General features: G+C 71.7%; 15 protein-coding genes. 8 read left to right on the top strand and 7 right to left on the bottom strand.

All coding sequences use genetic code 11. The features are described from left to right. Positions 1 to 25: 25 nt before the first annotated feature. From ACQUQD_RS05795 to ACQUQD_RS05785, 3 genes are all read right to left on the bottom strand, one after another. Positions 26 to 1312: a phospholipase D-like domain-containing protein gene (locus ACQUQD_RS05795; protein WP_428950852.1), complete on the bottom strand. Its 1287-nt coding sequence runs from the start codon at positions 1310 to 1312 to the stop codon at positions 26 to 28. 196 nt (positions 1313 to 1508) lie between these two features. Beyond that, entirely contained in the window at positions 1509 to 2105 is a 597-nt protein-coding gene (locus ACQUQD_RS05790; RefSeq protein ID WP_428950851.1) for a hypothetical protein, read from the bottom strand. Between the two features lie 190 nt (positions 2106 to 2295). Then, entirely contained in the window at positions 2296 to 2451 is a 156-nt protein-coding gene (locus ACQUQD_RS05785) for a hypothetical protein (protein WP_428950850.1), read from the bottom strand. A 259-nt stretch (positions 2452 to 2710) separates the two neighbouring features. On the opposite strand from ACQUQD_RS05785, the gene ACQUQD_RS05780 reads away from it, so the two are divergent. Together ACQUQD_RS05780 and ACQUQD_RS05775 are read left to right on the top strand one after the other, a co-directional pair. Beyond that, the gene (locus ACQUQD_RS05780; protein WP_428950849.1) at positions 2711 to 6601 is read left to right on the top strand and encodes a Pls/PosA family non-ribosomal peptide synthetase; all 3891 of its coding nucleotides are present in this window, start codon (positions 2711 to 2713) and stop codon (positions 6599 to 6601) included. A gap of 71 nt (positions 6602 to 6672) precedes the next feature. Then, positions 6673 to 8004 (top strand): M1 family metallopeptidase, encoded by a 1332-nt coding sequence (locus ACQUQD_RS05775; RefSeq protein WP_428950848.1) that lies wholly within the window; start codon positions 6673 to 6675, stop codon positions 8002 to 8004. Positions 8005 to 8008: 4 nt separating this feature from the next. Here the strand turns inward: ACQUQD_RS05775 and ACQUQD_RS05770 are convergent, their stop codons facing one another. Then, on the bottom strand, positions 8009 to 10027 hold the full coding sequence (locus tag ACQUQD_RS05770; protein WP_428950847.1) for a GxGYxYP domain-containing protein: 2019 nt from the start codon (positions 10025 to 10027) through the stop codon (positions 8009 to 8011). Between the two features lie 177 nt (positions 10028 to 10204). After that, positions 10205 to 11770: a long-chain-fatty-acid--CoA ligase gene (locus ACQUQD_RS05765; RefSeq protein WP_428950846.1), complete on the bottom strand. Its 1566-nt coding sequence runs from the start codon at positions 11768 to 11770 to the stop codon at positions 10205 to 10207. A 223-nt stretch (positions 11771 to 11993) separates the two neighbouring features. On the opposite strand from ACQUQD_RS05765, the gene ACQUQD_RS05760 reads away from it, so the two are divergent. Further along, entirely contained in the window at positions 11994 to 13157 is a 1164-nt protein-coding gene (locus tag ACQUQD_RS05760) for a TetR/AcrR family transcriptional regulator (RefSeq protein WP_428950845.1), read from the top strand. 74 nt (positions 13158 to 13231) lie between these two features. On the opposite strand, the gene ACQUQD_RS05755 is transcribed toward ACQUQD_RS05760, so the two are convergent. Beyond that, complete coding sequence (locus tag ACQUQD_RS05755; RefSeq protein WP_428950844.1) at positions 13232 to 14440, bottom strand: oxygenase MpaB family protein; 1209 nt, start codon at positions 14438 to 14440, stop codon at positions 13232 to 13234. 205 nt (positions 14441 to 14645) lie between these two features. Here ACQUQD_RS05755 and ACQUQD_RS05750 point away from each other — a divergent pair, with 205 nt between their 5' ends. The 5 genes from ACQUQD_RS05750 (at position 14646) to ACQUQD_RS05730 (ending at position 20935) form a co-directional block, all read left to right on the top strand. After that, positions 14646 to 16277, top strand: a complete 1632-nt coding sequence (locus ACQUQD_RS05750) for a succinic semialdehyde dehydrogenase (RefSeq protein WP_428950843.1) — start codon at positions 14646 to 14648, stop codon at positions 16275 to 16277. Continuing rightward, positions 16274 to 16753, top strand: coding sequence for a DUF4334 domain-containing protein (locus tag ACQUQD_RS05745; RefSeq protein ID WP_428950842.1), 480 nt, complete (start codon positions 16274 to 16276; stop codon positions 16751 to 16753). The genes ACQUQD_RS05750 and ACQUQD_RS05745 overlap by 4 nt, the downstream gene beginning before the upstream one ends. A gap of 8 nt (positions 16754 to 16761) precedes the next feature. Continuing rightward, positions 16762 to 17802: an alcohol dehydrogenase catalytic domain-containing protein gene (locus ACQUQD_RS05740; protein ID WP_428950841.1), complete on the top strand. Its 1041-nt coding sequence runs from the start codon at positions 16762 to 16764 to the stop codon at positions 17800 to 17802. 132 nt (positions 17803 to 17934) lie between these two features. Further along, positions 17935 to 19098 carry an acyl-CoA dehydrogenase family protein gene (locus ACQUQD_RS05735; protein ID WP_428950840.1) on the top strand — a complete coding sequence of 388 codons (1164 nt, stop codon included), beginning with the start codon at positions 17935 to 17937 and terminating at the stop codon, positions 19096 to 19098. Positions 19099 to 19195: 97 nt separating this feature from the next. After that, the gene (locus tag ACQUQD_RS05730; RefSeq protein ID WP_428950839.1) at positions 19196 to 20935 is read left to right on the top strand and encodes a hypothetical protein; all 1740 of its coding nucleotides are present in this window, start codon (positions 19196 to 19198) and stop codon (positions 20933 to 20935) included. Positions 20936 to 21010: 75 nt separating this feature from the next. On the opposite strand, the gene ACQUQD_RS05725 is transcribed toward ACQUQD_RS05730, so the two are convergent. After that, positions 21011 to 22582, bottom strand: a complete 1572-nt coding sequence (locus ACQUQD_RS05725) for a DUF4139 domain-containing protein (protein WP_428950838.1) — start codon at positions 22580 to 22582, stop codon at positions 21011 to 21013. Positions 22583 to 22586 lie beyond the last annotated feature (4 nt).

The following is a 22586-nucleotide window of genomic DNA, read 5'->3' as shown; positions in this document are numbered from 1 at the left end:
ACCGGCTGGCGGTGACCGAGAATGCCTATTCCTCGACCTGCGCCGGATCGATCGGAATCTCGCGTGCCGTGTTCTCGGCGCGCTCCTCGGCGCTCAACTGTCGCGCCACAGTCCCACAGCAGCGGTTGAACTGGTTCTGCCAGTCCGTCATGAACATGTCGTAGCTGGACTGGCCGACCAGCTTCAGGTCCGACTCGTCGTTGTGCCAGACGCCGTTGCTCGTCCAGTTCGAGGAGCCGACGAACACAAGTCTGGAGTTGGACGCACCCGCGTAACCGCCGCTGACCATCATGTACTTGTCGTGCGTGTAGTGCAGAGCGTTGCCGTTCGCGTCGGTGCCGCGGGTGGTGTCGTGCACGTCGATATTCGGCCGGTCCTTCAGGTAGTTCTGCACGCTGCCATCAACCATGCCGGCGGTGAAGAGTATCCGTATCTTCACGCCGGAATTCGCCAGGCTCACCAGCTTCTTCGGCAGCTCCAGATAGTTCCGGTCGCCCGGCTGCCCGTGAGAGGTCCACTCGAACATGGCGATGTTGATCGTGGCCGGCGCCTTGACGTTGTTCAGGAAGTCGACCCAGGTGTCGCTTCTGGAGCGCGCCTTGGGCCACTGGTAGGAGGGTGGCGACAGTGTCCTGGCGGCCTGGCCGCTGGTGGAGTTGTAGTAGTCGGGCACCAACGGGCCCGGGCCGCCCAGCGCCCCCTTGGTCATGGCTGTGAAGTAGCGCACGTAGGAGTTGTACAGATCGACGTTGCCCTTGACGGTGGCGGCACTGTTCCACGCGGTTCTGGCCTGGGCGGAGGTGGGGTTGGCGCTGCTGACGGTCACCGTCCTGTTCGCGTCGCTCCCGCCGCTGAGCATGTAGTACTTCGCGTGCAGGGCGGAGCCGGAGTAGTGGGTCAGGCAGCCGCCCGGGCACAGCGCGGCGAAGCTGGAGGCTCGCGGGTCGTTGCCCAACTCGGTGACCATCGACTGCCAGATCGCATTGTCGCTGTGAGAGTCCATCAGCGCCTTGACGATGACGCCACGTTGGTGTGCGGCGATCAGGGCGTTGGCGAACTCCGGGCCCGGGTGTGTGCTGCCGATCGAGTACATGGCGACGCGTATGGTCTGCCCGCAACTGGCGCTGTTGATCGATTCGATGATCGGGCCCATGATGTTCATCTGGGCGTCGGCGTCCTCGGGGTCGCTGAAGTGCGGGCCCGGTCTTGAGATGAACGTCCGAGACTCGCAACTGAGCGGAGGCTTGGCCTTCTTGACCGCCGCATGCGCCGTTGTAGGTGACAGCGCGGTGACGGCCAGCGCGGTGATCAACGTGAGCGTACGCTTCATGGACGGGCCTTTCGCTGGGTTGTTGACGATGGCGAGTCGGGGTGTTGCTGTGCTGATCGACCAATGAGTGGTCGCCGAGGTGGGCCTGGTGGCCGACGTCGCAGTGCGGTTCCGTCCGGCAGTTCGGTGTGACGGAGTCGCAGGTCACCCGGTCGCATGAGCTACGCGCGGCTACGCATCAGTTGGCGGCTTTCGCGCCGAACATCGGGTAGCCGTCGCCGTTGATGTCGCTCGCGGTGAGGGCGGCGCCCCAGCGGTCGTGAGAGGAAGCCGCGGAGTCGGCGATGGTGGTGCCACCGGGCAGGCCGCAGGCCGAGCCCTGAAGGAGCGCGACGGTGCCGCCGTCGAGGTCGGCACCGACCTGCTCGTGCCCGGCGCCCATCGCGAGGTCGTCGAAGCCGTCGCGGTTGAAGTCGCCGTAGGCGCCGACCCGGCCGAAGCCGTCACCCGCCTCGGAGGAGCCGGGCGCGCTGGTGGTGTTCTGGCTGATGGTGGTGCGTTTGACCGACGTGATGCCGTTCGCCGATGCGTACAGGGCGACGAAGTCCCCGGCGTTCTTCCGCCCGGACGCAGTGGCGTTGCCGGCGGAGAACGCGACGTCGCCGTAACCCTCCCCGGTGAAATCCGCCTTGTGGTGCGTGACGGAGTCGGCCGCGCCGGCCGTGTCCGCCGACGCGGCGAGGAGGCCGCCGGTCAGGTGCGCCGCCCAGGCGTTCGCTGTGGCGACGCGGATGCGCGTCGGAGGCGGGGTGGTAGGGCGTATGTGCTTGGCCATGCGGTGAGCTCCTGCAGGGGACAGAGGCGTCCGGCGGACATCCCGCTTCGATGAGGTGGTGGGCCGTTGGTGTTTGCCCGAATTGGTTGTTTCAGGCGTGAATCACCGTTCCGCAAACAGGAGACTCGCAAAGGCGTCCGAGGGTTGCACGAGAAAGCCGGGAAGCGGCCGCGACGCTGCGCAAGTTGAGTCAGAGGGCGAGCCGGTCGCCCGGGCGTTCGGTGGGCTGCTGGTGGGCGAGCCGGTTGCCGGTGTCGGGGTGAGTGTCGTACTCGGACAGGTGGAGAGCTTGCCCGCGGAGGAGGAACCGGGATTCGTGGCGGGCCTGTTCGGCTGTGTGGCGCATCTGCCTGAAGAACCGGACACGGTCCGCCGCGGCCGGCTCCGGCCCGTTCGGGGATGGGCCGCGCCCGGGCGGGGGTGCTTCTGTCCACCGGCAGGTGATGGGGCCGGACCGACGTGGCCTTGCCCACTCCGCACGCCGCGCGCGTGCGAACCGAATAGGCTAAGCCGGTTGTTTGGTTCCAGGTACGGACAAACCCAGGCGATCCGAGTGCGCCACGTCACACTCTCGGGGACCCGTGGCCCTCGACGAATAGGACCCGATGGAAGCCACGCGCACGAACGCCGAGCTCAGCCTGCTCGACGTGGAGATGGGCGAACAGTTCGAGGAACCGGCCTTGTTCACCGCGGGCCGCGCCGCCGCGCCGCGCACCCTGGCCGACATCCTCGACGCGACGGTGCGGGCACACCCCGATGAGCCCGCTCTCGACGACGGCACCCGACAGCTGACGTACCGTGAGCTGGCCGCCGAGGTGGAACAGCTACGGCGTCGGCTCGACGTCGCCGGGGTGGGGCAGGGCGACCGCGTCGGCGTCCGCGCACCCAGCGGGACGAACGAGCTGTACATCGCGATCCTCGCGGTCCTCGCCGCGGGCGCCGCCTACGTCCCGGTCGACGCCGAGGACCCCGACGAGCGCGCCGACCTCGTCTTCGGTGAAGCGGAGGTCCGTACCGTCATCGGTGCCGGGCACGGTTTCGTCGTGGAGAAGCCGTGCGACGTTCCGGCCGCACGGCCCGGCGCCGACGACGACGCCTGGATCATCTTCACCTCCGGTTCGACCGGTAAGCCCAAGGGCGTCGCGGTCAGCCACCGCAGCGCCGCCGCGTTCGTGGACGCCGAGGCCTCCCTCTTCCTCGCCGAGGACCCCATCGGGCCCGGTGACCGTGTGATGGCGGGACTGTCCGTCGCGTTCGACGCCTCCTGCGAAGAGATGTGGCTGGCCTGGCGCCACGGTGCCTGCCTGGTGCCGGTGCCGCGCTCCCAGGTGCGCAGCGGCGCCGACCTCGGGCCGTGGCTCGTCGAGCAGGAGATCACTGTTGTCTCGACGGTGCCGACCCTTGCCGCCCTGTGGGAGCCGGAGACCCTCAACGACGTACGCCTGCTGATCTTCGGCGGTGAGGCCTGTCCGCCCGAGCTCGTGCAGCGGCTCGTCACCGAGGGCCGCGAGGTGTGGAACACCTACGGGCCCACCGAGGCCACCGTCGTCGCGTGCGCCGCCCTGATGACCGGCGGCGATGAGCCGGTCCGGATCGGACTGCCCCTGAACGGCTGGGAGTTGGCCGTCGTCGACGACAACGGTCGGCCCGTGCCCATGGGGGAGAGCGGGCAGCTCGTCATCGGCGGCGCGGGACTCGCCCGCTACCTCGACCCCGAGAAGGACGCCGAGAAGTACGCGCCCCTGGAGTCGATGGGCTGGCAGCGCGCCTACCGCAGCGGCGACCTCGTCAAAGCCGACCCGGCAGGCCTCGTCTTCCTCGGGCGCACCGACGAGCAGATCAAGCTCGGCGGCCGCCGCATCGAACTCGGCGAGGTCGACGCCGCCCTGCAGGCCCTGCCCGGCGTCGCCGGCGCGGCCGCCGCCGTCCGCACCGCACGCGGCGGCAACCAACTGCTCGTCGGCTATCTCGTCACCCAGGACGGCTTCGACCACACGGCCGCCGTGAACCGGCTGCGCGCCGAACTGCCCGCCGCGCTCGTCCCGTTGCTCGCCCCCGTGGACGAACTCCCCACCCGCACCTCCGGCAAGGTCGACCGCGCCGCCCTGCCCTGGCCGCTGCCCGACCTCGACACCGGCACCACGACCGAGCAGCTCTACGGCACCGAGGCCTGGCTCGCCGAGCAGTGGAGCGAGACCCTCGGCATCCCCGTGACCGGTGCGGGCGACGACTTCTTCGCGATCGGCGGCAACAGCCTGGCCGCCGCCCAGCTGACCACCCGGCTGCGGACGCGCTATCCGAGCGCCGCCGTCATCGACATCTACGACCGGCCCGTCCTGCGCAAGCTGGCCCGCCGCCTGGAGAAGTCCGCGCAGGACGACGGCGCGGAACGCGTCGTCGCGCCCGTGCCCCGGCGCACCCAGATCACCCAAGTCCTGCTGCTGCTCCCGCTGTTCACTCTGGTCGGGCTGCGCTGGAGCATCGCGCTCGCCGCGCTCGGCAACGTCCTGCACCACTTCGGCGCCTACCCGTGGGCCCCCACCGCCTCATGGTGGCTGATCGGCGCCGGCGCCCTCGTCCTGTACAGCCCGCCCGGACGTCTGGGCATCGCCGCGGGCGGCGCCCGGCTGCTGCTGCGCGGCGTCGGACCCGGCACGTACCCGCGCGGCGGTTGTGTGCACCTGCGGCTGTGGACCGCCGAGCGCCTCGCCGAGCACAGCGGCGCGACCGCGCTGACCGGATCCTGGCTGGAGCGGTACGCCCGCGCGCTCGGCGCCAAGATCGGCCCCGACGTCGACCTGCACTCGCTGCCCCCGGTCACCGGACTGCTCAAGCTCGGCCGCGGCTGCGCCGTCGAGACCGAGGTCGACCTGTCCGGACACTGGCTGGACGGCGACCGCCTGGAGATCGGCCCCCTGAAGGTCGGCGCGGGCGCCGTGGTCGGCACCCGCAGCATCCTGTTGCCCGGCGCCCGCGTCGGCAAGCGCGCCGAGGTCGCCCCCGGTTCCGCCGTCCGCGGGCAGGTCCCGACCGGTCAGCGCTGGGCCGGATCGCCCGCGGTCAAGCTCGGCCGGGCCAAGCACGACTGGCCGAAGCAGCGCCCGCCGCGCGCGGTGCACTGGCGCGCGATGTACGGCGCGACCGGCACGGCCCTCACGCTCCTTCCGGTCGCGGCGCTGGTCCCCACGCTGTTCGTGGCGCACGCCTTCGTCCCCGCCGACGCCGCGCTCGGTGGGGCCGTGCGCGGCGCACTGCTCGCGCTCGTCCCCGCGACCCTGGCCTTCGGCCTCGCGTACGCCGCGCTGATCCTCGTCTGCGTACGGCTGCTCAGCCTCGGCCTGCACGCCGGAACCCACCCCACCCACAGCCGCGTCGGCTGGCAGGCGTGGACCGTCACCCAGCTCATGGACCTGTCCCGGCGGACGCTCTTCCCGCTGTACGCCGGGCTCGTCACCCCCTTCTGGATGCGGCTCCTCGGCATGCGCATCGGACGCGGCGCCGAGGTGTCCACCGTGCTCGCGCTGCCCAGCCTGACGACGGTCGGCGACGGCGCGTTCCTCGCGGACGACACACTGACCGCGCCGTACGAACTCGGCGGCGGCCGGGTCCGCATCGGCCGCGCGGAGATCGGCCGCCGTGCCTTCCTCGGCAACTCCGGTATGGCCGCGCCCGGCCGCCGCGTGCCCGACGACGGACTGGTCGGCGTGCTCTCGGCCACCCCCAAGAAGGCCAAACAGGGCAGCTCCTACCTCGGCCTGCCGCCGGTGGAACTGCCGCGTGCGGCGGCCGACGCGGACACCAGCCGCACCTACACGCCGCCCGCCCGCCTCAAGCTGGCCCGCGCCCTGGCCGAACTGTGCAGGATCGTCCCGGTGCTCTGTTCGACGGCCCTCGTGGTCCTCGTGACCGCGGTGCTCGCCGCGACCGCCGCGCACGGGCTGTGGCTCGCCGCCCTGCTGTCCGGGGTCGTGCTGCTCGGCGCCGGAACGCTCGGCGCTCTCGTCTCGATCGCCGCCAAATGGCTGCTCGTCGGCCGCCACCGCACCGGTCAGCACCCCCTGTGGTGCGGCTTCGTCTGGCGCAACGAACTCGCCGACACCTTCGTCGAGATGGTCGCCGTGCCCTGGCTCGCCGGAGCCGTCACCGGCACCCCGGTCCTGAATCTGTGGCTGCGCGGGCTCGGCGCGCACATCGGCAGGGGCGTGTGGTGCGAGAGCTACTGGCTGCCGGAGACCGACCTGGTCACCCTGGAGTCCGCCGTCGCGGTGAACCGCGGATGCGTGGTGCAGACACACCTCTTCCATGATCGGATCCTTCGGACGGATACTGTGGTCCTGCGCGAGGGCGCGACCTTGGGACCTGGCGGAATCGTGCTGCCCGGCAGCGAGATCGGAGCCCGGTCGACCCTGGGGCCCGCGTCCCTCGTGATGGCCGGCGAGTCGGTACCGGCGGACACCCGCTGGCTGGGCAACCCGATCGAGGCCTGGCGCCCCTGAGGTGGCGGGCCGCCGCCGGACGACGGCGCGGCGGCACGTCGTACGAGGACAGGGCAGGGAGCGGACCAGGCGTGAGCGGGCACCAGAAGACGGCACCGGACCCCTATTTCCCGGGCAACGGTGACGCCCGCTTCCGGGTGCACCGCTACGAGCTGGAGCTCGACTACCGGCCCGGCCCGAACCGGCTCGCGGGCCGCGCCCGGCTCAGCGCGATCGCGGGCCGGGCCCCGCTGACCGAGTTCCAGCTCAACCTCGCCGACTTCCGCATCAGCCGCATCCGCGTCGACGGCCGCGCCCCCCACTACACGCATCGCGGCGGGAAGCTGCGGGTGCGCCCCGCGAAGACGCTGCCCGCCGGGTCCGCGTTCACCGTCGAGGTGCACTACGCGGGCAACCCCAAACCGGTCAACAGCCCCTGGGGCGGCCTCGGCTGGGAGGAACTGACCGACGGCGCGCTCGTCGCGAGCCAGCCCGTGGGGGCACCCTCCTGGTACCCGTGCAACGACCGGCCCGCGGACAAGGCCGCGTATCAGATCTCGGTCACCACACCCTCGGCGTACCAGGTGGTGACCGGCGGCCGGCTGCTCACCCGTACCGCAAGAGCTTCCACCACCACCTGGGTCTACGAACAGCCCGCGCCCACGCCCAGCTATCTCGTCGGCCTGTCCATCGGCAAGTACCGGACGGCTCTGCTCGGGGACCCGGGGCTCAGCGGGGTGCCGCAGGCCGGGCACTTCCCGGCGCATCTGCTCACCGAGTTCTCCCGGGACTTCGCGCGCCAGCCGCAGATGATGGCACTGTTCGAGGAGCTTTTTGGCCCATATCCGTTCGCCGAGTACGACGTCGTCGTCGCCGACGAGGAACTCGATGTGCCCGTCGAGGCGCAGGGCCTGTCGCTGTTCGGCGTCAACCACGTGGACGGCTCCCGGGGTTCGGAGCGCCTGATCGCCCACGAACTCGCCCACCAGTGGTTCGGCAACAGCGTCACCGTCGCCGACTGGCGGCACATCTGGCTCAACGAAGGCCTCGCCAAGTACGCGGAATGGCTCTGGGGGGAACGCGCGGACGCCCGCGACGCCCAGGAGTCGGCCGCCGGCGCGCACCGGCTGCTGGCCACGCAGCCGCAGGACCTCAAACTGGCCGACCCCGGGCGCAAGTCGATGTTCGACGACCGGCTCTACGAACGCGGCGGCCTCGCCGTGCACGCGGTGCGGTGCGCGCTCGGCGACGACGCGTTCTTCCGGATGCTGCGCGCGTGGGCCACCGTCCACCGGCACGGCGTGGTCAGCACGCAGATGTTCGCCGCGCACGTGGCACGGTTCGCGTCCGGGCCGGTGGACGAGCTGCTCGACAGCTGGCTGTACGAGACGCGGCTGCCTCCGCTGCCCGCCCCGGTGGCCTGACGGCTCAGCGCCGGTTCGCCGTCATCGCCTCGTCCAGCAGGGCGAAGAACACGTCGCCGCGGACGACTTCGAAGGGATCGTCGAGGAGTGCGGCGAGGTCCGCGATGTCGCTCGGCGTCCAGCTCCAGGCGTTGATCGCGCCCGCGACGAACAAGGGGGCGGTCGGGTCCCGGTCCTCGACGTGGGCCAGGAGCGCGTCGCGGAACTCCGCGCCCTTGCCCTGCGGGTAGAAGTTGCCGATCACCGGGATCCCCGCGGGCCGGCTCCGCAGGTCGCCGGTCTCCCAGGACTGGATGATGCCGCGCAGCGGGGTGTTCTTCGCGTACGAGGCGACGACGCGCTCGTCGAAGGGGATCCAGCCGTCACCGGCCGCGGTGCGCGGGTTGTAGGCGTAGACGAGGTCCATGCCCGTGCGGCGCAGATAACGTCCGGTCAGCTCGGTGTAGGCGTCCAGGTGCTCCGCGGGCCACGAGGCGGGGTAGGTGTAACCGGCGCCGGACGGGCCGCAGACGAGCAGGTCGTTGGCGGTGGCGGTCCGCTGGTAGTGGGCCAGGATCGCGGGACCGATGTCGGCGAGCAGCGGGCTGACGGTCCAGTTGACGGGGACGCTGCCGCGCGCGGGGTCGTCCCAGATGTCGCGCATCCGGCGCTGGCAGTACTGCACGTTGTCGCCCTCGCCGACGGTGAGCGTGACGTAGACGCGGTTGCGGAGTTTCGCTTTCGGCCGCGGGCGGACGCGGCCGGAGATCTTCGCGGGGACGCCCGCGTGGACCGTGCCGTTCATGTAGAAGTCCGTGGCGACGACCTCGACGCCGTGCTGCGACGCCCGGTCGACGCCGCCCCATTCACCGGCCACGTCGTGGGGGAACCAGCCGGCGTACGGGGTGGTCGGCGCGAGCCGGCTCAGCGTCTCGTCGAGCAGGTCCCCGGTGTCGCCGGCGGGCGGCAGCCACAGCACCATGGCCCTGCTCGCGACCACGTAGTCACGGAAGTGGGGGAACGGCTCCACACGGGTGGGGGCCGTGGTGGTGGCGGTGACGAGGAACTGGTTCCACAGGTCGACCTCGGCGACCAGCTGCTTCGTACCTGCGGGGGCGGCGAAGCGGTACACGAAGGAGCCGCCGCCGTCGCTGAACCGGTTGGAGCTGTCGCCGACCGAGGAGTTGAGACCGTCGAAGAGGTACGGCGACTCGGCGGCGGTGCCCGGGGTGAAGGAGGCGATCTCCTTGCCGTCGGCCTTCACGGTGACGGCCCCGACGGACGCGCCCCAGCCGTCGTCGCCGAAGGAGTCCTGGAACCGCAGATAGACCCCGTCGTCGCCGCTCAGCTCCGGGCTCAGGTCGAGGCTGCGCACCCGGCGATTGGAGGTGTCGCGCACGCGCGCGGTCTCCCGCGCGACCTCCCGCCACTTCACGCCCGGGACGTTCACGGTGCGGGTGGGCGGCAGCCCGGCCACCAGCGCGTGGTCGCACTGCGGGAAGAGGTGGTCGAGCTGCCAGCGGTAGGTGGCGGGCACGTCGTCGGGGTCGAAGTGGCCGCGCAGGTCGTCGATCGTCTTCAGGCCGTACGTCCTCGCCTGCTCCGCGGTGGCCGCGACCGCGCTCCGCAGACCGGCCAGCGTGGTCGCGACATTGACCGAGTCGGGCACGTCCGGGTCGATCAGAACGGCGCCGCGCACCTCACGCCGGTACCGGTCCACCAGGTCCAGGGCGTGCTCGTGGCGGGTGACGGCCGCGCCGGTGCCGTCGAGCCAGCGCAGGTCGGTGTCCCCGGCGTCGAAGCTGAAGTAGAGGCGGGGGCCGCGCCGGTTGACGACACCCTGAAGGGTCGTCAGGAGCAGCTGGTCATGACCGTCCAGCGCGCTGACGTCCGCCACGTCGAGCCGGGTGGGGCGGCCGAAGGAGGGCAGGACGCGACTTGCCGCACGACCGGCGGCACCGGCCTCGTGCGGCGAGGAGAGCCCCAGTCCTCCTGCCGCCAGCACCGCGCCGCCCGCTTGCAGAAGACTTCTTCGTGACACCACGACGATCACCGCTCCTCGCAGCCGGTACGGATGGACCGATCCGGATGGACATCGTTGTCATCGATCGGTGAACGTAGCGACGGCGTACGGCAGTTGTCCATGGTGCGAACCGAGTTCTCCGCCCGGTTCGCACCATGGACGTGCGGTACGACGGCGAGTTCCGGACAGGCCCTCGCGCTATGCGCGTGCCGCGTCCTGGGCGCGGAGCACCTGCTTGACCACCTTGCCGCCCGCGTTGCGCGGCAGCTCGGTGACCAGCACGAGGTCCTTGGGCCGCTTGAACGAGGCGAGCCTGCCGTCGAGGAAGTCCGTCAGTTCGGGCAGTGACAGTCCGGCCCCCGGGGTGACGGTGACGAAGGCGACCGGTATCTGGCCCCAGCGCTCGTCGGCGCGGCCGATCACCGCGACCTCCCGTACGGAAGGGTGGGCGGCGACGGCGTTCTCCAGCTCGGCGCAGTAGATGTTCTCGCCGCCGCTGATGATCATGTCCTTCTTGCGGTCGACCACCCAGACGAAGCCCTCGTCGTCCTGCCTGACCAGGTCGCCGGAGTGGAACCACCCTCCCTCGAAGGCCTCCGCGGTCTCCCGCTGCTTGCGCCAGTACCCCTGCATCAGGGTGGGGCCGCGGTAGACGATCTCCCCGACCTCGCCCACGGCGACGTCGTTCATGGCCGCGTCGACGACGCGGTACTGGATGCTCGGGATCGGCAGACCCACCGAGCCGAGCTTGCGCAGGGAATCCTCCCCGCGCAGCACGCAGGTGATCGGCGAGGTCTCGGTCTGGCCGAACACCGCCACGTTGAGCGCGCCGGGGAACTTCTCGCCCATGGCGCGCAGCGTCGCGTCGCTCGCGGGCGCGGCCCCCCAGCTGATGATCCGCAGCTTCAGATCGCGCTTGTCGATGTCCGGCTGGGCGCAGATCAGGTCCCACTGCTGCGGAACGTTGAACACGACGGTGGCGCCTTCACGTTCATAGGCGTCGAGCACCGCCCCCGGGTCGAAGGCCCCCAGCGGATGGATCACGACCGTGCTGCCGACCGCGAAGTTCGCCACCACCGAACCCAGTCCCGCGATGTGGAAGAAGGGCGCGGTCAGGAAGCCGACATCGGAGTCGTCGAAGATCTCCATCGCGCGGATGCACGTGAGCGCCTGCATCTGCATGTTGCGGTGGGACAGCATCGCCCCCTTCGGCCGGCCGGTGGTGCCCGAGGTGTACATGATCAGCGCGGTCGACTCCTCGCTGACGTCGGGCAGTTCCATCGGCTCGTACGCCGACAGGAACTCCTCGTACCCGACGCCGCTTCCGGCCTCGGCCTCGCCGATGACGACGACCGTGCCGATCGACGCGGCGCCCGGCACCGACCGGAGCAGCGGCAGGAGCCGCGCGTCCACGACGATCGCCGAAGGAGCGCAGTCGGTCAGGATGTAGTCGAGTTCCAGCGGCGCGAGCCGGAAGCTGAGGGGCACGGCCATGGCCCCCAGGCTGTTCGCCGCGAGCACGCTCTCCACGAACCACGGATGGTTCAGCGTGAGCATGGCCACGCGGTCACCCGCTGCGACGCCCCGGTCGGCGAGCGCGGCGGCCAGTTGCAGCGACCGCCGCGACAGCTGTGCCCACGTCGTGGTCTCCCCGAGGAAGCGCAGGGCCGGCTTGTCCGGCCGCATCCTCGCGTGGGTGGCCGCCTGGGACATCCAGTGGTGCCGGAAGGACCAGGCGGGAACGGGAACCGTGTCGGTCGACATGGGCGACTCCTCGGGCGTCGTGTCGGTCGGTGGCCGCTGCGGCATTGTGCCGCTCGATGCCGCGGGCGGAGAAGGGTCATGTACCAATTTTGTAAATGGAGAATCACATGGGGCGCGGCCCGGGCCGGGCGGCTGCGCGGTCCGCACGCGGGCGGCCCCGGGCCCGGCTCGGCGTGTGATTGACTGGCCGCATGGCCCCGTCCCCGCGTTCGTCTGTGCGTTCATGACCACCGAGCCGACCTCGGCCACTCGTCCCCGCAACCGCAGGCAGCTCATCGTCGAGGCGGCCGGCCGGCTCTTCAGCGAGCGCGGATACCACGCCGCGTCCATGGAGGAGATCGCCGCGCGGGTGGGCATCACCGCCGCGGCCCTGTACCGGCACTTCCCGAACAAGTACGCACTGTTCGCCGAGTGCGCGCACGCCATGGTGGACCGACTCGTCGGCGCGCTCGACGAGCTGCCGCCCGAGGCGGCCCCGGCGGACGTGCTCGCCGCCCTCGTCCGGGTCACCGTCGAGCATCGCGCGTCGGGCGGCGTGTACCGCTGGGAGGCCAGGTACCTCGACCGCGAGGACCGCCGGCTCCTCAGGGCGAAGTTCGGGCACGTCGTCGGGCGGGTCGCCGAGGCGGTGCGGCGCGAAGGTCCGCTGCCTGACGAGCGGTTGCGGGTCGTGGCGGCGCTCGGCGCGATCGGGTCCATCACCATGCACCACACCTCCATCGCGCAACGCCGGGTCGAGGAACTGCTGTTGGCGTGCGCCCTGCGCGTGGTGGCGACCGCCCCCGCACCGGCCACGGGGAGCAAGCACTCCGTGGAGCTGCCCGCCCTGCCGGTGGCGCGCTCGCGGCGTGCGGAGATCCTCGCGGCCGCCGTCCCGCTGTTCGCCCGGGACGGGTTCGCCAACGTCACGAACGGTCAGATCGCCGAGGCGGTCGGGCTGGCCCCGTCCGCGCTCTACCGTCACTACCCGGGCAAGGTCGACATCCTGGCGGCGGCATGCCTCCAGGCGGCGGGGCTGCTGGCGCAGGCGGTGGACCGGAGTCTGCACGAGGTGGCCGATCCGCGGGACGCCGTCGTGGCGCTGGCGGCGACGTACGTGGCCTACAGCTTCGAGCACACCGCCCTCACGAGCGTCGCCGAAGCCGAGTTCGTCGGCCTGCCGGCCGAGCTGCAGCGCCCCCTGGTGCAGGCGCAGCGTGAGCACATCGCCGTCTGGGAGCAGCAGTTGCGGCTGGCCCGTCCCGAGCTGGACCCGCGCCAGGCCCGGGTGCTGGTGCACGCCGGGTTCGGTGTGGTGGTCGAGGCCGGGCGGAGCCTGCGGTGGCAGGACGGCCCCGACCGTCGTGCGGCCGTGACCGGTCTGGTCGTGGGCGCCCTGGGGCTCTGAACAGAGGCCGCGCGGGTGCCCGTCCCGCGGCAGGCGCGCCGTGGGACGGGCCCGCGTGCGCGCGTCCCGGCGGCTCAGGAGCCCGCTCTGTTCCCCGTCGGGATCACGATGGGGGTGGTCGTCCCCGAGGTGCCGTTGTTGAGGAACGCCATGGCCAGGGCGCGCACGAACTGGTCGAACACGTAGAAGGCGCCGGGCGCGACAGGTGACAGCCCCTCGCGGAACAGGATGAAGGCCGGCCATGCGGTGCGGATCAGGGCCGCCGAGGCGTAGTCGCGCTTCAGCCCCAGCCAGTCGCCGATCTCGTCGCTGAGGACGTAGCGCACGAACTCGTTGAGGAACCCGCGCGTGACGCCCAGGTCGACCTGGGCGGTCAGCCCGAGCAGGTCCTCGGCCAGCTCGATGCCCTCGGTCGTCGGGGCGAGGATCGGGGTGAGCACCTGGCCCGACTGCGCATCCGCGTCGGCCCACGTCTTGGGGATGTACTCGTCCCGCACGCCGAGCAGGTGCAGGGCGACCTGCCAACTGTGCAGGAAGGCCTCCTGGTCCTGGGCCGGGAACGGGACCTTCCAGTCGAGCAGCCTCCTGCGCACGAAGGTGCCGAGGCTGTGGAAGGTGACCAGGATGTCCGCGTTGCTGATCGGGATGCGCTCGTCCGCGACCGCCGTCCAGTGGGGCGACTGCGGCAGCAGGTGACGCACCGCGGCGTGCACCACCCGCGTCTTGTTGGCGGTGACCACGAACTGGCCCGTCGGCTCGAAGCCCTTCAGCTGGGCCAGGTCGTAGCCGAACGTGAACGTCTTGGCCGCGCGGTCCTTCATGTCGGCGCCGCCCGCGGACCAGTAGACGCTCCGGGCCTCCCGCGGGATCACGGTGCTCATGATCCCGCTGCCGAGACCGTAGAGCATGAAGAGGTACGTGTCCTTGCGGCGGTTGAAGTCGGCGGCGCGGGCCAGCTTGGCGGAATCCGCCCAGGAGGGCAGCTTGTTGGCCCGCTGCAGGTATGCGGTGAGGTCGGCCGGCAGGCCGCTGGGCAGCGGGTCGTTGTTGTTCACCCACGACGCCATCGCCGCGTTCACCGCCGGAACCTGGCCGTTCTCGAAGAGCGAGACCGCCAGCTGGTCCACCTCGTCGTCCCACACGTACTCCGGGTCGGCGCCCGTGCCCGTTCCGGCGACCGAGCCCGCCGGCGACCACGCCCAGGCGTCGGCGGTGCTCGCCGCGCCCGCGAGACCCAGCGCGGCACCCAACGAAAGGACTCTTCTACGGCTGAGATTGCTCATTAACTTGCTCGCTTTCCTGGTAGGACGAGCGGCGCGTCATTGCGCTTTGCCTGGCTCGGTGTTGGCGTTACTGCCACGTTTCAGAGCTTGTTCCAGGATGTGATTTCCGATTAACATAGCGAGGCGCGCTGCCGTCGACAAGGGCATCGACGTGACCGAGGAGCCGCCCCCGGCTCGACCAGTCCCGTACGACCGAGGAGCCCGCATGACCACGGAGCAGGACCAGATCCCCGCACCCGAGAGCCGTGCGGCGACGACTTCCCGGCCCTCGTGGGTGACGGACGAGTCGATCGCGCGATGGTGTGCGTTGGTGTGCCGGGACGCGACGCGTCGCGGGTCCGACGACGCCGAGCCGGTGACCGCGGCCGCACCGTTCGACCTCTCGCCGATCGCGGCCGTTCCCGCGTGCGTCCCGGAGGACGTCGCGGCGGCGGTGGCCGGGGCCCGGGCGGCCCAGCCGGAGTGGGCGCGGACACCGCTGAGGCGCCGCGGCGATGTCGTACTCGCCTTCCACGACCTGTTGTTGGAGCGACAGGACCAGGTGATCGACCTGATCCAGTGGGAGACGGGCAAGGCCCGGTACCACGCCTGGCAGGAGGTGGCCCAGGTCGTGGCGATCGCCCGGCACTACGCGCGGCGCGCCCGGCACTACCTGGCGCCCCGCCATGTGCGCGGGATGGTCCCCGGCCTGACGAAGGTCAGGGAGGTGCGCGTGCCGAAGGGCGTCGTCGGCGTCATCTCGCCGTGGAACTACCCCCTCTACCTCGGTGTCGGCGACGCGTTGCCCGCCCTCATGGCCGGCAACGCCGTGGTCTCCAAGGCGGACTCCCAGACCGCGCTCACCATGTTGTGGACGCGGGCCCTGATGGCGGAGGCCGGACTGCTGGCCGGTCTGTGGCGGATCGTGGCCGGTCCGGGGGACGTGGTCGGGACCGCCCTGGTCGACGCCGTCGACTTCGTCTGCTTCACCGGGTCGACCGCCACCGGACGCGCCGTCGCGGAGCGGGCCGCGCGGCGCCTGGTCGGAGCCTCGCTCGAACTCGGCGGCAAGAACCCGCTGATCGTGCGGGAGGACGCCGACCTCGCCGCCGCGGCGGCCGGCACGGTGGCGGCGGCCTTCGCCAACACCGGGCAGATGTGCATCCACATCGAACGCGTCTATGTGCAGGAGAAGGTCTACGACGCCTTCCGCGCCGCGCTCGTCCGCGCGACGCGGGCGCTGCGGCTCGGGCAGTCCTACGACTACGCGGCGGACATCGGGTCGCTGACATCGGCGGCGCGGCTCGCGGCTGTCGAGGCGCATGTCGAGGGCGCGGTGGCCAAGGGGGCGACCGTGCTGGTGGGCGGCCGGGCCCGCCCCGACATCGGCCCGCTCTGCTACGAACCGACCGTCCTCGAAGGCGTCACGCACGAGATGACCGTGTGCGGCGAGGAGACGTTCGGCCCGGTGCTCTCGCTCTACGCCTACGGCACGGACAGCGAAGCGGTGGACCTGGCCAACCAGGGGACCTACGGACTGTCGGCGTCGATCTGGTCGAAGGACTCCCGCGAGGCCGGCCGGATGGCGGCGCGGATCCGCGCCGGGTCGGTCAACATCAACGACGGCGCCGCCGCGGCGGCCGGCAGCATCGAGGCCGGGATGGGCGGCATGGGCGACAGCGGACTCGGCAGGCGCCACGGGGCCGAGGGGATCCGCAAGTACACCGAGAGCCAGACGGTCGCCGCGCAGCGCCTCCTGCCGCTCGGACCGGCGAAGCCCGGGCAGGGCTCCGTGGAGAGCTTCGTCCGCCGCACCAACGGACAGCTGGCGCTGCTGCGCCGGCTCGGTGTCCGATGAGCACCGGCGCGTCGCCCGTGGGCCGGCGGTGGCAGGCACTGCGTGCGGCGACGGGTCCGCTCGACCCGGTCGACCTCGACGCCCTGTGGGCGGATCTCGACGTCGTCGACGCGTCCTCGATCCTCGGCCACTGGCGCGGGTTCGCCTTTCCGACCGGCCACCCCATCGAGAGGACGCTGGCCACCAGCAGATGGCACGGCAAGCGGTTCGACGCGCTGCACGATGCCGCACCGCTGATCTGCCGGGCCGAGGACGGCGGCCTCTACTCCGACACCACAGCGGGCCGCGGCGGGGCCAGCCTCTGGAACGTCGAGTTCCGCGGCGAGGTGACCGCCACCATGGTGTACGACGGCATGGCCGTGCTCGACCACTTCAAGCGCGTGGACGAGCACACCCTGATGGGCGTGATGAACGGCAAGCCCGAACTCGTGCTCGCGCGGGGCCGCCACTTCTACTTCGGCCTGGAACGCGAATGAGGACCTCGGTGCTCCTCTCGAGCGGCCCCGAGGCCGGCGAGGTCGTCGAGGCCGAACTGGACGACCCGCGCCCGGACGAGGTGATCGTCCGGATCGAGGCGGTCGGCGTCTGCCCGACGGACCTCGCCACCCGCAGAGCGCTCGGGGACCGGCCGGCCGTGCTCGGCCACGAAGGGTGCGGCATCGTGGAGCGGCTGGGCGCGGACGTCGACACCCTGGGCCTGGGGGACCGGGTCGTGATCTCCTTCGCATCCTGCGGCCGCTGCGGGCAGTGCCGGGCCGGTCATCCGGCGTACTGCGACCTGGCGAGCGCGCTCAACGCGTCGGGGCGACGGCTCGACGGGTCCCCGACGATCCACGTCGGCGACGAGCCGGTGTTCGGCGCCCACTTCGGCCAGTCGTCGTTCGCGGCGGCCGCGCTGACCGACGCCCGGTCGTGCGTTCCGGTCGGCGACGTGCCACCGGAGGTCGCCGCCCCGCTGGGGTGCGGATTCCTGACCGGTGCGGGCGCGGTGCTCAACGTCCTGCAGCCCGGTCCCGGCGACCGGCTGCTGGTGGTCGGCGGTGGTGCGGTCGGCACCGCGGCCGTGCTGACCGCCCTGTCCGACGGGGTGGAGGTGGTGGTGGCGGAGCCCGTTGCCGCGCGCCGGGAACTCGCCGTCCGGTTCGGGGCGACAGCCGTCGCCTCCCTGGACGACCCCCTGCCGTCGGTGACCCACGCGCTCGACACCACCGGCCGCCCCGGGCCGCTGGCTCGCGCACTCGCTCTGCTGCGGCCCCGAGGAGTGCTGGCGGTGATCGGCCTCGGGCCTACCACGGCCGCCATCGATGTGCGTGCCCTGATGCTGCGAGGGCTTCAACTGCGCGGCTGTGTCGAGGGCGATGCCGAGCCGTCGCTCCTCGTGCCCGAGCTGATCCGGCGCCACCGGCAGGGGAGCCTGCCCCTCGACGCACTGGTCACCACCTACGGCCTGGGCGACTTCGCCCGGGCGGTCGCCGACCAGCAGGCCGGCCGGACGCTGAAGCCCGTACTCGTCCCGACCGGTTGACCGTCCTCTTCACCTCGCCTCGCCTCACTCACCCCTTGCCGTGCCCCTCCCTCGCTCCTTCCTCGTTCGCCCCTCGCCCCTTCCTGCTCTCTTCCCGCCGCATGTACGCGAACAGTTCAGATCGGAGTCCTGATGACCAAAGCGCTCTTCGGCGAACGGGTGCTCTACGACGACGAGCACGAGCTCCTGCGCGAGACGGTCCGGGCGTTCGTCGACAAGCACGCCGCGCCGCACGCCGAACGGTGGCGGGCCGAGGGCAAGGTCGACCGCGAACTCTTCCAGGAGGCCGCCCGGGCCGGGATCCTCGGCTTCAACATCCCCGAGGAGTACGGGGGCGGCGGGGTCACCGACTTCCGCTTCAACGCGGTGATCGGCGAGGAGTTCTCCCGCCACCCCGCGTCGGACGGCCTCGCCGGGGTCGGGCTGTCCAACGACATCGTCGTGCCCTACTTCACCGACCTGACCGACGAGCAGCAGAAGGCCCGCTGGCTGCCGGGCATCGCCGCCGGGGAACTCGTCGTGGCGGTCGCGATGACCGAGCCCGGAACCGGGAGCGACCTGGCCGGCATCGCCACCACCGCCGTCCGCGACGGCGACGACTACGTGGTCAACGGCAGCAAGGTGTTCATCTCCAACGGCCAGAACGCCGACCTGGTCGTCACCGCCGTACGCACCGGACCGGACCGGCACGGCGGGATCAGCCTGCTCGTCGTCGAGGCCGACCGGCCCGGCTTCTCGCGCGGCCGCAACCTGGAGAAGATCGGTCTGCACGCCCAGGACACCAGCGAGCTGTTCTTCCAGGACGTCCGCGTGCCGGCCGCCAACCTGCTCGGCGAGGAGGGCTCCGGCTTCAAGGCCCTGATGCGCAATCTGCCCCAGGAGCGGATCTCGATCGCCGCCAACGCCGTGGCCTCCCTCGAGGGCGTGCTGGAACGGACCGTGGAGTACGTCAGGGAGCGCAAGGCGTTCGGCCGGACCGTCGGCTCCTTCCAGAACACCCGCTTCCAACTGGCCGACATGGTCACCACCGCACGCGTGGGCCGCACCTACATCGACGCGCTGCTCGCCAAGCACTCCCGCGGTGAACTGAGCGCCGTGGACGCCGCGTCGGCGAAGTTCTGGGCCACGGAGGCCTACGTCGACATCGTCGGACGCTGCCTGCAACTGCACGGCGCCTACGGCTACATGCTCGAATACCGCATCGCCCACGACTACCTCGACTCACGCATCACCACCATCTACGGCGGCACCACGGAGATCATGAAGGAGATCGTCGCCCGCGACCTGGGTCTCTGACCACCGGCTCGCTTCGCGCGCCGTACTGGCGCTCCCGCCTCCCGTGCCGGTAGGACATCCGCAGGAGCACACGGCCGACCGGCATCGAGGAGCACGCATGGATCACGGCCACGAGGACTATTACGATCTCGGCCGCCACACGCGCCGCGTGACGACGGTGTCCGCCGAGGCGCAGGTCTGGTTCGACCGCGGACTGAACTGGACCTTCGCGTTCAACCACGAGGAGGCGGTCCGCTGTTTCGAGGCCGCCGCCGCAGCGGATCCCCGCTGCGCCATGGCCGACTGGGGCGTGGCCTACGCGCTCGGACCCAACTACAACAAGCCCTGGGAGTTCTTCGACGAACAGGAGCTGGCGCAGACCGTGGAGCGCACGCACGCCGCCACGCAGCGTGCGCTCGCCAAGGCCGAGGCCGGTGAAGTCACCCCGGTGGAACGAGCGTTGATCGACGCGCTGCGGGCCCGTTACCCACGGGCCGACGCCTCCGGCGGCGCACAGGAGTGCTCCGTGTGGAACGCGGCCTACGCCGACCGCGTGCGCGACGTCCACCGGCTGGCCCCGGACGACCTCGATGTGGCCGCCCTGTACGCCGACGCGCTGATGAACCTCACGCCCTGGCAGCTGTGGGACATCCGCTCGGGCCGGCCCGCCCCGGGTGCGCGCACCACCGAGGCGAAGGCCGTTCTCGAGCAGGCCATGGCGGCACCGGCCGGCGCGCACCACCCGGGTCTGCTGCACTGCTACATCCACCTGATGGAGATGTCCCCGACCCCCGAGACCGCCCTGCCGGCCGGTGACCGGCTGCGCGGTCTGGTGCCGGACGCGGGACACCTGCAGCACATGCCCTCGCACCTGGAAGTGCTCTGCGGCGACTACCGCCGGGTGCTCGTCGACAACACCGCGGCGATCGCGGCCGACGCGAAGTTCCACGCGAGGCGGGGCGCGGCGAACTTCTACACCCTGTACCGCTGCCACAACCATCACTTCAGGATCTACGGGGCGATGTTCCTCGGCCGGTTCGAGGACGCGATCGACGCCGCGCGACAGCTCGAAGCGGCCGTGCCCGACGAGCTGCTGCGCGTCCAGAGCCCGCCGATGGCGGACTGGCTGGAGGGCTTCCTCGCGATGCGCGTGCACGTGCTCATCCGCTTCGGCCGCTGGGCCGACGTCCTCGCGCTTGCGCTGCCCGAGGACCAGAAGCTGCACTGCGTCACCACGGCGATGCTGCACTACGCGCGAGGTGTCGCCCTGTCGGCGACGGGCCGCGTCGACGAGGCCGAGGCCGAACGCCTGCTGTTCCGCACCGCCGTCGCCCAAGTCCCGGACACCCGGATGCTGTTCAACAACACATGCGCCGACATCCTGGCGATCGCCTCGGAAATGCTCGACGGGGAGCTGGAGTACCGCAAGGGGGAGTACGACGCGGCGTTCGCCGCGCTGCGCCGCTCGATCGAGCTGGACGACGGCCTCCCCTACGACGAGCCGTGGGGCTGGATGCAGCCCACCCGGCACGCGTACGGCGCCCTGCTCCTCGAACAGGGCAGGGTCGCGGAGGCCGAGGCCGTCTACCGAGCCGATCTCGGGCTCGACGACACCCTGCCGCGCGCCCAGCAGCACCCGCGCAACGTGTGGGCCCTGCACGGGTTCCACGAGTGCCTGGTGCGGCTCGGCAAGGAGGGCGAGGCGCGGATCGTGGCCCAGCAGCTGAAGATCGCCGAGGCGCTCGCGGACGTACCGATCAAGGCGTCGTGCTTCTGCCGCACGGAGGCCGGCCCGGCCCTTGCCGGGGACTCCCCGGTGAAGGCCGCGCCCGGCGACGACGGGTGCTGTACCGGGTGACCGCCGAAGGGCGCGGGCCCGGTCGCCGGCATCGCGGCCGGGCCCGTGCCCGCGATGCCGGCGACCGGGGTCGCTTCAGAGCCCGTTGACCTTGGCGTTCGCCGTGAGTTCGTAGACCAGCGTCACCGTGCGGCGGCCGTCCGGCGGGAGGGACACGTCCCAGCGCGCGATGCCTTCGGCGTCGAGCGCGTCCGGGGCGGGGGAGCAGGCCTCCTTGCGCAGGCGGACCTCGACGTCCGAGACCTCGGAGACCGGGATCCGTTCGCGCAGCGTGATCACCTGGTCGTCGGCCTCGCCGGGGGCGGAGAACCGGGTCAGGTGCAGCCGGACCGTGCGGGTGATCACGGTCCGCTGGGTGAGGCCGGTGGTGTCACGGGACTCGTCGGTCTCGCGTATCACCCGGTAGGTGTCCGAGCTGCCGAACGCCAGCTCGTGGACCGCTCCGGGCGCGGTGAAGTCGAGGGTGCCGCGGCCGGTGAAGCCACTGCCGCGGACCAGCTCCACCGGCCCGGCGAGCAGCGCGTGGCCGCTGGAGTTGGTGGCCCGCACCACCTGGGTCACCAGCGGCGACAGTTCGGGCGCGCAGACGTGCTCGACGTGCGCCGCCGAGGTGCTGGTGGTGAGGGGCACGCGGTGGGCACGGCCGTCGCCGGCCACCGAGGCCGGGGCGGGGGCGTGCAGGACGCGCACCTCGCCGCCGTCGTCGACGCCCGGCAGCCCGGGCACCGCGGTCGGACCGAGGTCGGTGATCGCCTCCTCGCGCAGCTCGATGTCGACGGAGCGGCGTTCGGTGGCGGACCGGTCCCGAAGGGTGAGCCGGTCCTCGACGAGCCGCGGCGGGGCGGTGGCCAGCGCCGACCGGGCCGTCGACAGCGTCAGGCGGACGCCGGACCAGTCCTCGCCGGTGCGCTGCCACACCACCGCGTCCGTCTGCAGGGTCAGTTCCCCGCCGTCGAGCGTCGCCCGGTACGCGGGACGCCACAGCGCGCACGGAGCGAGATGGCTCAGGCGCAGGTCGACGGGGCCGGCTGCCGTCGCCCGCACGGTCAGTTCGACGTGCGCGGTCAGCTCCGGCGGCTCCTGCTCGGCGATCCCCAACGCCCGCCGCGCCTCGTTCAGTTCGGCAGTCAGTCTGCCCAGGCGGGCTTCGACCGCGCCGAGCCCGTCCTCGTACTGGTCGCGTTCGGCGTCCACCCGGTCCAACTCTGCGGACCAGCGCTCCGGTTCGGCCTCGCCGAATCCTGCTCCCTCGCCGATCTCGCGCAGCAGATCGGAAGCCAGCCCGCCCAGCAGGTCCAGGCGGGCCCGCAGCCGGTCGCGGCGCTGTTCCAGGGTGCGCAGCTCCTCGTCGAGGGCGTGCGCGCGGCGGCGCAGCGGGGAGTCCTCGTCGGTGGGCGGCTCGGGAGCGCGCGGTGTCCAGGCCCGCACCAGGCGGAGGTCGAGGACGGTGGCGTCGCCCGGGCCGCCGGTGAGTTCGGCGTGCAGGCTGCGGTCGACGGCGAGCGCGCTGACCGGGCCGAGGCGCAGCCGCTGGACACCCGCCTCCAGCGCAAGGGCGGCGGCCCGCTCGACGTGGGCGCGGTCCTCCAGGCAGGTCACCGCGGTGACGGGCAGCGGAATCGGTTCGGGGACAGGGGAGTCGGTCATGGCG

It is taken from the genome of Streptomyces sp. cg35 (assembly GCF_050410835.1).
In the GTDB taxonomy this organism is placed as follows: Bacteria; Actinomycetota; Actinomycetes; order Streptomycetales; family Streptomycetaceae; genus Streptomyces.
Note: the sequence above shows the minus strand (reverse complement) of the source record. Positions and strands in the feature narration are given on the sequence as shown.